This window comes from Actinomadura sp. 3N407, assembly GCF_052245875.1.
GTDB lineage: Bacteria > Actinomycetota > Actinomycetes > Streptosporangiales > Streptosporangiaceae > Spirillospora.
On the sequence record NZ_JBQQBP010000010.1, the window covers coordinates 312,528 to 325,446 of the forward strand.

Consider the following 12,919-nt stretch of genomic DNA (forward strand, 5'->3'; position numbering starts at 1 on the left):
CGCTGGACAACGGCACTGAACTACGGCGCTGGACAACGGCACTGGACAACGCCGCTGGACAACGGCACTGGACAGCGGCACTGAACTACGGCGTTGAACCGGTGTTGAAGAACGGCGCCTGGGACCGGCGCTGAACTGCGGTGACGACCCGGGCGGGTGGACGGTCACGGCTTCGCCCGGGGTAGGGCGGGGACGAAACCGATCACCCTTCCCCCACGCCACTTGATCAAACATCTATACTCGGCGCGCCAGGTTCGTAAAGAAGGGGCCCGGGGTGCGCAAAATTCTGGTCTGTGGTGCGGCGTTCGCCGCGACGTGTGTCTCCGCCGTAGCCGTTCCGGGCGGAGCCCAGGCGACGACGCCGGCACCGACGCCGCCGTCGTCCGTCCCGTCCGCGGCCCCCACCGGGGAGCCGGGGGCGTCCACCCCCTCGGGTGCCCCGCCGACCGCCGGCCCCGGGTCGCAGTCGCCCTCCACGTCCTCCACGACGCACCCGGGCGAGGGGGAGGCGGCGCCGGACGGCGAGCCCGACGGCACCGTCACGGCTCAGGCGGTCATGGTCACCCCCGAGCTGCCGAAGTTCCGCACGTACGCCTACGGCAGGGACCCGAGCCAGCGGGTCGACGCCTACTGGCGCGACGCCGGGCCCAGGGCCACACCGCGCCCGGCCGTGCTGATCCTGCACGGCGGCTACTGGCTGTCGGGCGACAAGGGCGGCGGCTGGAAGTACTTCGCGCGCCGCCTGACCGAGGAGGGCTTCGTCGTCATGTCGGCGAACTACCGGCTGGCCCCCAAGGCGCAGTGGCCGGCGCAGCGCGACGACTCGCTGGCCGCACTCACCTTCGTCAAGCAGAACGCCCGGAGGTGGAACATCGACCCGCGGCGCATCGCCGTGATCGGGTCCTCGGCCGGGGGGCAGCTCGCGACGCAGCTCGGCACGCTCGGGACGGGCACCGCGCAGGTCCGCGGGGTGATAGCGATGTCGCCGCCGAACAACCCGTACCTGGCCTACCAGGCGGGCGGGAAGCCGACAGCCACGCCCAGCCAGCAGAAGCTGCGGCAGGCCGTGGTGGACCTCGTCCAGTGCGTCCCCGGCGCCACCGCCGTCAAGGACTGCTGGGACCGGCTGGAGGACGCCAGCACCTCGACCCACGTCTCCGCCAGGGACGCGCCGATGCTCCTCATGCACGGCAGCGGCGACTTCGTGCCGCTCGCGCAGAGCACCGGCCTGGCGGGCGCGCTGCGCGCCGCGGGCGTCCCGGTGACGGTCGAGACCATCGAGGGCGACAAGCACGCCGCACAGCTTCTGGACGACGCGCGCACCTACCCGACGATCGTGAGCTGGCTCAAGAACCGCCTGAAGCCCGGCCCCGAGTAGCCGGCGGCCGGGCCGGCGCTCAGCCGTTCCAGACCATCAGCAGCAGGATCACGATCCAGATCAGCGCGACGACGCCGGAGATGGCGGCCAGCCGCCCGCGCTCCACCTGGGCGATGTCGCCGTCCGCCGCGGCGGGTCGGGCCGCGGGGCGCTTCTCCTCGGCCTCGGCGCCGGTGCCGTCTTCGCGGCCCTTGCCGCTCTTGCCGGTCTCGTCCTCCGCCGCGGCGGGCTCGACCGGGACCGCCGCCTCCTCCGCCGCGGCGACCTCCAGCAGATGCGCCGCCTTGCGCTGGTCGCGCTCGACGATCAGCAGCAGCACCAGCGCGACGATGAACAGCGTCATCGACGCCGACAGCCACACCTCCGCCAGGTCGCCCTGGGCGAGCAGCAGCCCGAACAGGAAGATCCCCAGAGTGGCGACGCCGTAGATCTGGGTGACCCGGTGGAGGTAACGCACCACGGCCACGTTGCGCTTGCGGATGTAGCGCGGGGTCGACATGGTCGCGGCGGTCAGCGGCCCCAGCGTGAAGATCGCGAACCCGATGTGGAGGAACAGCAGCAGGTGGTCGGATGTCGACATGACGCCGACCCTAGCCCCCCACGCCCTCCTCCGAAGGGTGTGCGAGGCCGTCCCCGACAACCAAGCGCCGGCTACCGGCGGGCGCGGCGCACTCTGAGGTAGTCGCTCACGACATATTCGCCGAGCCGGTCGGCGTCGGGCGCGAAGACACGGCCGCCGTTGCGCCGCGCGACCTCCTCCACGAACGAGACGAGGCGGCGGTCCTCCGCGAGCATGAAGAAGTTCATGCAGGCGCCCCGCCGGGTCATCTTGTCGACCTCGGCGAGCGTCAGGACGAGCGTGTCGGTGGACGGCGGGTAGTCGAACAGCGAACGGCCGTCCGGGCGCAGGTGCGCGGTCGGCTCGCCGTCGGTGACGACCAGGACGATCGGCTCGAAGTCGGGATGCTGGTCCAGGTGCCGCCCGGCGATCATCAGCGCGTGGTGCAGGTTGGTGCCCTGCACCATGTCCCAGTCCAGGCCCGCCATCTCCGTCGGGTGCAGGACCCGCGCGTAGTTGGAGAACCCGATGATCTGGATCGCGTCCTGCGGGAACTTGCTGGTCACGAGCGTGTGCAGGGCGAGGGTCGTCTGCTTGGCGACCGCCCACGTCCCGCGCAGCACCATCGAGTACGACAGGTCGATCAGCAGGCAGACGGCCGCGCCGGTGCGCCGCTCGGTCTCGTGCACCTCGAAGTCGTCCACGCCCAGTCTCACACCACCGGGTTTCACACCACCGGGTTTCACACCACCGGTCCCTACACCACCGGCCCCTACACCACCGGCCCCCACACCACCGGCCCCCACACCACCGGCCCCCACACCACCGGCCCCCACACCATCGGGACGCGGTCCGTTGCCGTCGATCTCCACGGCGTCGGCGGTGCCCGGCTCCACGACCTTCGCGGTCACCAGCCCGCCGGTGCCGCCGTCCATGGCGCTGCGGCGGATGGCGTTGCTCACCGTCCGGACGACGTCGAGGGGCTGCTCGTCGCCGAACCGCCATTCCCGGCTCGCCCCCGTCAGCTCGCCCGCCTGGCCCGCGTCCCGCTGGTCGTGGTCGCCCTGCCGGCCGGCGGTGAGCTGCGCGAACACGCGGCGCAGCGCCGTCTCGCCGAGCCGCCGCACCGCCTTCGGGGTCAGCTCCAGCTTGCCGCGGTTGCGCCGCAGATAGCCCTGCCGCTCCAGCTCCGCCTCGATGCGGCGCAGCGCGCCGAGGTCGTCGACGGCCTGCCGGCCGAGCGCCCGCCGGACGGCGTCCTCGTCGATGTCGTCGAGCCGCGCGCCCGGATACTCCTGCCCGAGCGCCGCCTCCAGCTCGCTGAGGTCGGCCAGCTCCGCCAGCGCGGTCGTGGCGTCGCCCATGCCGAGCGGGTCCTCGCCGGTCATCTGCTCGGACTGCCCCCAGCCGAGGTCGGGACGGCGGGCCCGCAGCGCGTCGCCGAGCCGGGTCATCTCCATGGCGAGGCCCGCGTCCTGCATGGCCTGCTCCATCAGCCCGCCCAGCTCCGCGCGCTGCTCCGGGCTGAGCGAGGCGAGCAGCCGGTCCATCGCGGCGGCGCGGCGGGCGAGGGAGTCGACCAGCTCCTCCAGGTTCTGTGGATTGTCGGGGAACATGTCCCCGTATTCGGCCATGAAGCGGTCGAAGTCGTCCTGGGTGTGGTCACCGCGCGCGTCGCGTTCCAGCATCTGGTTCAGCGCGGCCATCATGTCCTTGACCCGCTCCATGGCGGCCGGGTCCTGGTTCTCCAGGGCCTGCTTCATGCCCTGGAACTGCGCGTCCAGCACCTCACGCCGCAGCAGGTCCTTCAGCTGCTCGAACGTCTGCCGCGCGGCGTCGGAACGCCAGTCGTAGTCCGACAGCCGGCGGATCGCCTGGGACGTGTCGGACGGGAGCGTGTCCAGTTCCGCCTCGCGCAGCCGCGCCTCGTCGCCCGGGTCGGGGAAGAGCTCGGCCCGCTCCTGCCCGATCGCGGTGTCCAGCAGCGCCCGGGCCTGCTCCAGCGTCCCGTCCAGCCGGCCCCGGTCGCGCAGCGCGCGGCGCCGTTCCCGCACCTGGCGGAGCATGTCGTCGAGGCCCCGCCCACCGTTCGGCAGGCGGCCCTGCGCGCCCGGCAGGCCGCGCCGCAGCAGGTCCCGCAGCGCCTCGTCCGGGCGGGTGCCGTCCAGCACCGAGTCGCCCATCGCGTCGAGCGCGGAACGGACGTCGTAGGGCGGGGCGAGCGGGTCGGGCCCGTCCTCGTAGGCGCCGTAGCGGTATCGGCTCATCGAATCTCCTTGCGCGTGGAGAATTCAGGTCCGGACGTCAGGTCCGGTAGGTGGCCGTCCCGTCGGGTCGTCCCTCGGCGACGTCCTTGGACAGCCGCCTGGTGAGGAACAGCCCCTCCAGGGCGAACTCCAGCGCGGCCGCGGCCTGCCCGGGGGACTCCCCGCTCATGCCGAGCCGCTCCATGATCTTGGCGAGTCCGGGAACCTGGCCGATACGGCGCAGCAGTTCCGCCGCCGCCACCAGCTCGCCCGACTCGACGCTCTCGCCGGAGTCGAACTTGTCCAGCAGCCCGTTCAGGTCGGCGGCGCCCAGCGTCCGCCGGTAGGTCTCGGCGATGGCGCGGCGCAGCAGATGCTCCAGCACCTCCTGCTCGCGGCCCTCCTCGCTGACCTCGAACTCCACCTTGCCCATCAGCGACGGGACGACCGCTGGCAGGTCGCAGACCCGCGCGACGGCGTGCTCCTCACCGGTCAGCGCCGCGCGCCGCACCGCGCCCGCCGCGACGGTCTCGGCGCCCGCGAGCGCGAACCGCGCCGACACCCCGGACCGGGCGTCCACCGCCGTCGACTCCCGGACCAGCCGGGTGAACCGGCCGATGATCTCGACCAGATGGTCGGGCACCTCGGCGGGCAGGCCGGACAGGTCGGCGAAGTCGGACTCCTGGCGGATCAGCGCCAGCTCGGCGTCCAGCTCCAGCGGGTAGTGGGTGCGGATCTCGGCGCCGAAGCGGTCCTTCAGCGGGGTGATGATGCGGCCCCGGTTGGTGTAGTCCTCCGGGTTGGCGGACGCGATGAGCAGCACGTCCAGCGGCAGCCGCAGCGCGTAGCCGCGGACCTGCACGTCGCGTTCCTCAAGCACGTTCAGCAGCGCCACCTGGATCCGCTCCGCCAGGTCGGGCAGCTCGTTGATGGAGAAGATGCCGCGGTTGGTGCGCGGGACCAGCCCGAAGTGGACGGTCTCCGGGTCGCCGAGCGTCCGGCCCTCCGCCACCTTGATCGGGTCGACGTCGCCGATGAGGTCGCCGACGCTCGTGTCGGGCGTCGCGAGCTTCTCCCCGTACCGGTCGTCGCGGTGCCGCCACTCGACCGGCAGGTCGTCGCCCCGCTCGGCGGCCAGCCGGCGGCAGCGCACGCACACCGGCGCGTACGGGTGGTCGTTGATCTCGCAGCCCGCCACCACCGGGGTCCACGCGTCCAGCAGCCCGGCCAGGGTGCGGATCAGCCGCGTCTTGCCCTGCCCCCGCTCGCCCAGCAGCACCAGGTCGTGCCCGGCGATCAGGGCGCGTTCGAGATGCGGCAGGACGGTGTCGTCGAACCCGAGGATCCCGGGGAAACGCGGCTCCCCGGATCGCAGCCGGACGAGCAGATTGTGGCGGATCTCGGCCTTCACCGATCGCTGGACGTGACCGCTGGTGCGCAGCTCGCCCAGTGTGGTCTCGCTGGGTGGGGATTCACGCGGTGTGGATGAACGCACGCGACCGACATTACGTCGCCGGTACGCGGAATCGCACCCCGCCGGAGGATTCGCCGGAGGATTGGCTCGCCGCAGGATTCGTCCGAACCTGTCCTGGCCTGCGCTGATCGGGCGATGTTTGGGTGGAGGGCGCGCGGCGGGGGAGACTGGGTGTGTGAATCAGCCGGCGATACCCAGTGAGGGAGGCGGCGCCGATGGCGCGATTCGGTGATGGCCTGGCCCTCGGACCCGACCTGTGCGAGGCGGCCGCGTCGGCGGTCGAGCAGGCGCTCGCGCCGCTCAGCGCGGCGCCCGACCTGGTCTGCGTCTTCATGACGGGCGACGACCCGGACGCTTTCGAGGCGGCGGCGCTGGCCGCGGCCCGGGCGGCCGGGCCCGCGGTGCTGCTGGGATGCAGCGCGTCCGGGGTCATCGGCGCCGGGCGCGGCGTGGAGGACGCAGGCGCGGTCAGCGCGTGGGCGGCGGTGCTGCCCGGCGCGCGGCTCGACCCGTTCCGCCTGGAGACGCTGAAGGCCGACGACCGCCTCATCGTGGTCGGCATGCCCGAGGCCCAGGACGACGACGTGGTCGGCGTGCTGCTGACCGACCCGTACACGTTCCCGGTGGACGCGTTCGTCGAGCGCTCCGACGACGCCCTGCCCGGCCTTCCCCTGGTCGGCGGACTCGCCGAAGGCCGCGAGCGCGGCGACGCGCGGCTGTTCGTCGGCGGCGAGGTCTACCAGGACGGCGCGGTCGGCATCGTGATCGGCGGGTCCGTGGCCGCCGCGACGGTGGTCAGCCAGGGCGCCCGCCCGATCGGCCCCGACATGGTGGTGACCAGGGCGGACGAGAACGTCCTGTACGAACTGGCGGGCGTCCCCGCGCTGGAGAAACTGGAGCAGATCGTCCTCGAACTGCCGGAGGACGAGCAGGAACTGGCCGGGCGCGGGCTGCTCATCGGCGTCGCCATGGACGAGTACGCCGACGAGCACGAACACGGCGACTTCCTGGTCCGCGGGGTGGTGGGCGCCGACACCGACAGCGGCGCCATCGCGATCGGCGACGTGGTCGACGTGGGCCGCACCGTCCGGTTCCAGGTCCGCGACGCCGGCGCCGCCGACGAGGACCTCGCCGCGCTGCTCGACCGGTTCGACATGGCGCCGGTCGAGGGCGCGCTGCTGTTCTCCTGCAACGGGCGCGGCCAGGCGATGTTCCCCGACTCCGACCATGACGCCCGCGTCCTCGACCGCGCGTTCGGCCCCGCCGGGGTCGGCGGCTTCTTCGGCGCCGGTGAGATCGGCCCGGTCGCCGGACGCAACCACGTCCACGGCTTCACCGCCTCGATCCTCGCGTTCGGCCGGGCCGGGGACTCGGTGTGAGCGGAGCGGACCGGGGCGCTGCGGAGGGTCGCCCCCCGCAAGGAGCACGTGTGAGCGGACCGGAGGCCCCCGTCCTCGCGGTGGACGTCGGCGGGACGAAACTGGCCGCCGCGCTCGTCGAACCCGGCGGGCGCATCACCGCCTACGACCGCGTCGCCACGCCGAACCGCCCCGGGCTGGACGCCGCCGGGCTGTGGCGGACGCTGGATGCGCTGCTCGGCAAGCTCGTCACCGACGCCGGGAACCCGCCGCTCGCGGGCGTCGGCGTGGGCTGCGGAGGGCCGATGACCTGGCCCGCCGCCGAGGTGTCCCCGCTCAACATCCCGGCGTGGCGGCACGGCTTCCCGCTGCGGGCCAAGCTCCGCGACCGCCATCCGGGGCTGCCCGTCCGCATCCACAACGACGCGATCTGCGTCGCGGTCGGCGAGCATTGGCGCGGTGCGGGACGCGGCCGCGGCAACGTCCTCGGCATGGTGGTGTCCACCGGTGTCGGCGGCGGGCTCATCCTCGGCGGCCGGCTCATCAACGGCGCCACCGGCAACGCCGGGCACATCGGGCACGTCATCGTCGACCCGGACGGGCCGCCCTGCGCGTGCGGAGGCCGTGGCTGCCTGGAGGCGATCGCGCGCGGCCCCGGGCTCGTCGCCTGGGCGCAGGAGCAGGGCTGGCGGCAGGAGAGCCGCGACGCGACCGGCGTCGAACTGGCCGCCGACGCACGCCGGGCGCACCCCGTCGCGGTCGCCGCGATGCGCCGCGCCGGACGCGCCATCGGCATCGCGATCGCGTCCACGACGCACCTGTGCGACCTGGAGGTCGCGGCGATCGGCGGCGGCGTGTCCCAGGCGGGCGCGCTGCTGTTCGACCCGCTGGAGGAGGCGTTCCGCACGCACGCCCGGATGGAGTTCGCGCGCCGCGTCCGGATCGTCCCCGCGGACCTCGGTCAGACCGCCGGGCTCGTCGGCGCCGCCGCGCTGGTCTTCGCGCAAGATCGCTATTGGAGTGCGGGCTGAGCGCGGCGGGTGCGAGGATCCCAACATGAGCGAAGCGGACCGGGGGGTGTGGGGGGTCGTCCCCCCACACCAGGCAGGGTGCGAAGCGGACCGGGGGGTGTGGGGGGTCGTCCCTCACAGGAGGCAGGCATGACCGAACGCGGAATGAGCGCCGTCAGCGTCGACGGCGTCCGCGCCGCCCGGGAACTGCTCCGCGGGGTGGTCGTCCCCACCCCGATGATGCCCTCCCGGGTGCTGTCGGAGCAGATCGGCGGGCCCGTCCTGCTGAAGTGCGAGAACCTGCAGCGCACCGGCTCGTTCAAGATCCGCGGCGGGTATGTGCGGATCGCCGGGCTGAGCGAGGCCGAACGCGCGGGCGGCGTCGTCGCGGCCAGCGCCGGCAACCACGCGCAGGGCGTCGCGCTCGCCGCTTCCATGCTCGGCTGCAAGGCGACGGTGTTCATGCCGGTCGGCGCGCCGCTCCCCAAGATCGCCGCGACCCGGGGCTACGGAGCCGAGGTCGTCTTCCCGGGACCGACCGTCGACGACTGCCTCCTCGCCGCGCAGGAGTACGCCGACGAGTGCGGCGCGGTGCTCATCCACCCGTTCGACCACCCGGACGTCGTCACCGGGCAGGCCACGATCGGCCTGGAGATCATGGAGCAGTGCCCGGACGTCCGGACGATCGTGACGCCGGTCGGCGGCGGCGGCCTGATGGCCGGCATCGCCGCGGCCGCCAAGGGCGTGGTCGAGGAGACCGGTGGGCGGAAGATCAAGACGCTCGGTGCGCAGGCCAAGCGCGCCGCCGCGTTCCCGCCCTCGCTCGCGGCGGGCAAACCCGTGCAGGTCGAGATCGAGCCGACGATGGCGGACGGGATCGCGGTCGGCCGACCGGGCGACCTGACCTACGACATGTTCACCGACCTGGTGGACGCCGTCGTCACCGTGACCGAGGAGTCCATCTCCCAGGCGCTGCTGCTGTGCCTCGAACGCGCCAAGCAGGTCGTCGAACCCGCCGGCGCGGCCGGGGTCGCGGCGATACTGGAGCACTCGTACGCGGTCGAGCCGCCCGTCGTGGTGCTGCTGTCGGGCGGCAACATCGACCCGCTGCTGCTGTCGAAGGTGCTGAGGCACGGCCTCGCGGGCGCGGGACGCTACCTGGTCGTCCGCTGCAGGCTGAAGGACCGCCCCGGCGCCCTCGTGACGCTGCTCAGCGAACTCGCCGAACTGGGCGTGAACGTCCTGGACGTGATGCACGAGCGGGTAGCGGCGCGCCTGCACGTCGAGGAGGCCGAAGTCCTCATGCACCTGGAGACGCGCGGCACCGGCCATTCCGAGGACGTGATAGGCCGCCTACGCGAGAAGGGCTACACCCTCACGCTGAGCTGACCGCGGCCGGCGGTGGCCGCGGTCAGCGCGCGTGAGGTGTGCGGACGCCGGGTGCGGGCGCCGCTACAGGGACGGCTTGCCCTCGGAGTAGAGCCAGGCATCGGCCCAGTCGTCCAGGTTCTTGTGGGAGAGCCGCTCGGCGAAGCGGACGAAGTCCTCCGTCGAGGCGTTGCCGTTGCGGTACTCGGCCGGCCACGCCTTGAGCAGCCGGTAGAACGTCCCGTCGCCGATGATCGTGCGCAGGACGTGGACGGCCATCGCGCCGCGGTCGTAGACGAGACCGTCGAAGATGTGGTCCCGGCCGGGATCGGAGACGACGCCCTCCCACAGGCCGTCACTCGCCGGGGTGGCGTAGACGGCGTCGAAGCTGTCCTGGACGGGCGTGCCGTCGAACTTCTCGGCGTGCAGCCACTCGGAGTACGTCGCGAAGCCCTCGTTCAACCAGATGTCGGCCCACCGCTCCGGCGACACCGAGTCCCCGAACCACTGGTGGCCCAGCTCGTGCGCGACCAGCGCGCCGCTCGGAATGCCGCCCGGGCGGCGACCCAGGTCGTACACCGGGCGGCCCTGCGTCTCCAGCGCGTACCCGAAGCCGCCCTTGACCACGATCCCGCCCGTCGACGTGAACGGGTAACGGCCGTACAGCGACGACTGGAAGTCGGTGATCTCGGCGGTCTGCTCGTGGAACCTCTCCGCGTCGTCCGGCTTGATGGCCATGGCGTGGTCGGTGGCCGTCAGGTTCGGCACGCCGCCGTCCGTCCGTCCGGTGCGGACGTCGTACTTGCCGATCGTGAGCATCGACAGCTCGCTGGCCATCGGGTGGCGCATGACCCAGCGCGTGGTCGTCCAGCCGTCCCTGGTCCACTTGCCGCGCAGGTCGCCGTTGGACAGCGTGGTGAGGTCCTTGGGCGCCGACAGCGTGAACGTGTACGTCGCCTTGTCGGTCGGGTGGTCGTTCACCGGGAAGACCGTGGCGGCCCCGAACGGCTGGTTGACCATCACCGCGCCGTCGTCCGTCGGTATCCAGCCGGACGTGCCCAGCGTGGCGTCGTTGATCGTGTCCGGGACGCCCGAGTAGGCGACGGTCACGGTGAAGCGCCGGTGCTTCCGCAGCCCCCTGGGCGGGGTGATGACCAGCTCCTGCGCGCCCGTCCGCTCGTAGGACGCCCGGTGCCCGTTCACCTTCAGCGACGAGATCGTGAGCGGGCCGAGGAAGTCCAGGTTGAACCGGGACAGGTTCTGCGTGGCCCGTGCCTTGATCCTGGTGACGGCCCGGATCCCCTTCGTGCCCGGGTCGTACTTCAGCCCGATGTCGTAGTGGGCGACGTCGTAGCCGCCGTTGCCCATGTCGGGAAAGTAGGGATCGCCCGCGCCCGGCGCGCCGGGCGTGAACCGCGCGGTGGCGCCGGCGGGCGCCGCCGACACGGCCAGGGCCGCGGTGACGGTCAGCGTCACGGCGGCGAGGGCTCTGGGGGTTCTGCTCATCGGCCTCGTCCTCGGTGCTCCTCGGTGACGGCCGCCGGTAAGTCACGACGGCCGTGATCAAGACTTTCCTGTGAACTGGGCCGGTTCAAGCGCGATCCGGTCTCAAATCCGTGGGCATGGGGCGGAATTTATGGCCGGATCCGGTATCCGGCCGCGATGTGCGCGGTTTCGCGGCGGGCGGTGGGCGGTGGGCGGCGGGCGGCGAGGGCTGTGGACAAGGCGCGGCCGCCCGCCGCTCCCACCCGGTCGCCGCGGCCTTTCGCCGAGACGGCGCGCCGAGACGGTCCGTTCACCAGCCCGATGGTGACGCGGGCACCGCCGGACGGCACACCTACCCGCCCGAGCCACTCCCGGCCTTTTCCGAACCTTGCCCAGGCCATCGGAAAGGACGGGTCACCGGGAAGGGCGGGGTCACCGGGAAGGGCGGCCCTTCTGGTACAGCCAGTCGTCGAAGAACGAGTCGAGCTTCTTGCCCGAGACCTTGTTCGCCGTCGCGATGAACTGCTTCGTCGTCCCGCTGGAGTGCCGCCGCTCCTTCGCCCACGTCTTGAGGATCTCGTAGAAGGTGTCCTCGCCGACCCTTCCGCGCAGCGCGACCAGCGTCATCCCGCCGCGGTCGTACACCGAGCGGCCGAACATCTGCTTGCGGCCCGGGTCGCCTGGCGGGTTGTCCCACAGTTCCCTCGCGCCCGGGCTCCCGTAGCGCTGGTCGAACTGCTCCTGGACGGTCGGGCCGCCCGTCTTCTCCTCCCACAGCCACTCGCCGTAGGTCGCGAAGCCCTCGTTCAGCCAGATGTCCTGCCACTTGGTGACGCTGACGCTGTCGCCGAACCACTGGTGCGCCAGCTCGTGCGCCACGATCGTCGGCTGGAGGCCGAACGACCCGTACACCGGACGGGTCTGCGTCTCCAGCGCGAACCCGACGCCCGCGTTGTCGATCACCCCGCCCGACGAGGTGAACGGGTACGGGCCGAACAGCGTCGCGAACTCCTCGGTGATCTCGGAGTTCAGGCTGTGGAAGGTGCCGAGGTCCACCGCGGGGAGGGAGGGGTCGACGGCGGTGATGACCTGGACGCCGCTCGCCGTCCGTCCCGTCCGCACCTCGAACCGGCCGACGGTGACCGTCGCCAGGTAGGTGGCCATCGGCGCCTTGACGTGCCACTTGGACGTCGTCTGCGCCCGATGCCCGATCGGCTCGATCCCCGGTAGGCCCGTGCTCGGCGGGCCGCTCGGGCCCGTGCCGGGCGGGGCACCCGGCAGGCCGGGCGATCCGCCGCCGCCGGAACCGCTGGGCGGCGTCTCCGGCTCGCCGTTGGCGATCGCCGTCAGCCCCGCCGGCACCGTGATCTCGAAGTCGAACGTGGCCTTGTCGCTCGGATGGTCGTTGCTCGGGAACCAGGTGTGCGCGCCGCTCGGCTGGCACGCCACGAACACGCCGTCGGACGTGCGGATCCAGCCGTACTTGCCGAGCACCGGGTCCGACACCGGCTCCGGCGTCCCCGCGTACTCGATCACGGTGGTGAACTCCGCGCCCTTCTTCAGCGGCTTCGCCGGGGTGACCTCCAGCTCGTCCCCGCCGCGCTGCCGCCGCGCCGGCGCTCCGTCCACCTTGATCGACGAGATCTCGAGGCCGGTCAGGTCGAGGTTGAAACGGGCGAGCCGCTCGGTCGCCTTCGCGGTGATCGTCGCGGTCCCGTCCAGCTGCTGCTCGGCGTTCGGGTCGATGGTCAGCTTCAACCCGTAGTGCTGGACGTCGTAGCCGCCGTTGCCGTCGCCGGGCACATAATCGTCCCCGGCGGTCGTGGGCCCCACCGGCCCGGACGCGGCCGAGCCCGGACCGGGCTCAGGGTCGTCGTCGAAGGGGGACAGCTGACAGCCCGCGGTCAGCGACCCCGCGACGGCGACAGCGGCCAGGCCCGCGGCGCCACGGAACGCCGTCCGCGAGCCGTGGCGGCGAGGGGTGGGGGACTTTCCGGCCATATGCACGCGCCAAGCCTGCCCGGCAGGAGGTGCGCTGGGC

General features: G+C 72.6%; 10 protein-coding genes. 4 read left to right on the forward strand and 6 right to left on the reverse strand.

The annotated features are described in order from the left end of the window. The first annotated feature begins 274 nt into the window (after positions 1 to 274). Entirely contained in the window at positions 275 to 1,378 is a 1,104-nt protein-coding gene (locus tag ACTWPP_RS25850; RefSeq protein WP_443106935.1) for an alpha/beta hydrolase fold domain-containing protein, read from the forward strand. A gap of 19 nt (positions 1,379 to 1,397) precedes the next feature. Here the strand turns inward: ACTWPP_RS25850 and ACTWPP_RS25855 are convergent, their stop codons facing one another. The 3 genes from ACTWPP_RS25855 to ACTWPP_RS25865 all read right to left on the reverse strand — a co-directional run bounded on the left by ACTWPP_RS25855 (position 1,398) and on the right by ACTWPP_RS25865 (position 5,678). Then, positions 1,398 to 1,958: a hypothetical protein gene (locus ACTWPP_RS25855; RefSeq protein WP_443106936.1), complete on the reverse strand. Its 561-nt coding sequence runs from the start codon at positions 1,956 to 1,958 to the stop codon at positions 1,398 to 1,400. A 71-nt stretch (positions 1,959 to 2,029) separates the two neighbouring features. Continuing rightward, a complete protein-coding gene (locus tag ACTWPP_RS25860; protein ID WP_443106937.1) occupies positions 2,030 to 4,204 on the reverse strand; it encodes a vWA domain-containing protein in 2,175 nt (724 codons plus the stop codon). Between the two features lie 37 nt (positions 4,205 to 4,241). Further along, positions 4,242 to 5,678 carry a sigma 54-interacting transcriptional regulator gene (locus tag ACTWPP_RS25865; RefSeq protein ID WP_443106938.1) on the reverse strand — a complete coding sequence of 479 codons (1,437 nt, stop codon included), beginning with the start codon at positions 5,676 to 5,678 and terminating at the stop codon, positions 4,242 to 4,244. A gap of 194 nt (positions 5,679 to 5,872) precedes the next feature. Between ACTWPP_RS25865 and ACTWPP_RS25870 the strand changes: the two genes are divergently transcribed. The 3 genes from ACTWPP_RS25870 to ilvA all read left to right on the forward strand — a co-directional run bounded on the left by ACTWPP_RS25870 (position 5,873) and on the right by ilvA (position 9,414). Then, positions 5,873 to 7,036: an FIST signal transduction protein gene (locus tag ACTWPP_RS25870; protein ID WP_443106939.1), complete on the forward strand. Its 1,164-nt coding sequence runs from the start codon at positions 5,873 to 5,875 to the stop codon at positions 7,034 to 7,036. 50 nt (positions 7,037 to 7,086) lie between these two features. Further along, positions 7,087 to 8,046: an ROK family protein gene (locus ACTWPP_RS25875; protein WP_443106940.1), complete on the forward strand. Its 960-nt coding sequence runs from the start codon at positions 7,087 to 7,089 to the stop codon at positions 8,044 to 8,046. Between the two features lie 129 nt (positions 8,047 to 8,175). Beyond that, entirely contained in the window at positions 8,176 to 9,414 is a 1,239-nt protein-coding gene (ilvA, locus tag ACTWPP_RS25880) for a threonine ammonia-lyase (RefSeq protein ID WP_443106941.1), read from the forward strand. A 63-nt stretch (positions 9,415 to 9,477) separates the two neighbouring features. Here ilvA and ACTWPP_RS25885 read toward each other — a convergent pair whose 3' ends face one another. The 3 genes from ACTWPP_RS25885 to ACTWPP_RS25895 form a co-directional block, all read right to left on the reverse strand. Then, entirely contained in the window at positions 9,478 to 10,899 is a 1,422-nt protein-coding gene (locus ACTWPP_RS25885) for a M1 family metallopeptidase (protein ID WP_443106942.1), read from the reverse strand. A gap of 128 nt (positions 10,900 to 11,027) precedes the next feature. Further along, the gene (locus ACTWPP_RS25890) at positions 11,028 to 11,192 is read right to left on the reverse strand and encodes a hypothetical protein (RefSeq protein WP_443106943.1); all 165 of its coding nucleotides are present in this window, start codon (positions 11,190 to 11,192) and stop codon (positions 11,028 to 11,030) included. Between the two features lie 118 nt (positions 11,193 to 11,310). Further along, positions 11,311 to 12,879 (reverse strand): M1 family metallopeptidase, encoded by a 1,569-nt coding sequence (locus ACTWPP_RS25895; protein ID WP_443107000.1) that lies wholly within the window; start codon positions 12,877 to 12,879, stop codon positions 11,311 to 11,313. Between the last annotated feature and the right edge of the window lie 40 nt (positions 12,880 to 12,919).

Excerpts from the sequence above, each read along its gene's own strand:
- ilvA (WP_443106941.1), top strand. The coding sequence starts at position 8,176 with ATGACCGAACGCGGAATGAGCGCCGTCAGCGTCGACGGCGTCCGCGCC.
- ACTWPP_RS25885 (WP_443106942.1), bottom strand. The coding sequence starts at position 10,899 with ATGAGCAGAACCCCCAGAGCCCTCGCCGCCGTGACGCTGACCGTCACC.
- ACTWPP_RS25855 (WP_443106936.1), bottom strand. The coding sequence starts at position 1,958 with ATGTCGACATCCGACCACCTGCTGCTGTTCCTCCACATCGGGTTCGCG.
- ACTWPP_RS25895 (WP_443107000.1), bottom strand. The coding sequence starts at position 12,879 with ATGGCCGGAAAGTCCCCCACCCCTCGCCGCCACGGCTCGCGGACGGCG.
- ACTWPP_RS25860 (WP_443106937.1), bottom strand. The coding sequence starts at position 4,204 with ATGAGCCGATACCGCTACGGCGCCTACGAGGACGGGCCCGACCCGCTC.
- ACTWPP_RS25870 (WP_443106939.1), top strand. The coding sequence starts at position 5,873 with ATGGCGCGATTCGGTGATGGCCTGGCCCTCGGACCCGACCTGTGCGAG.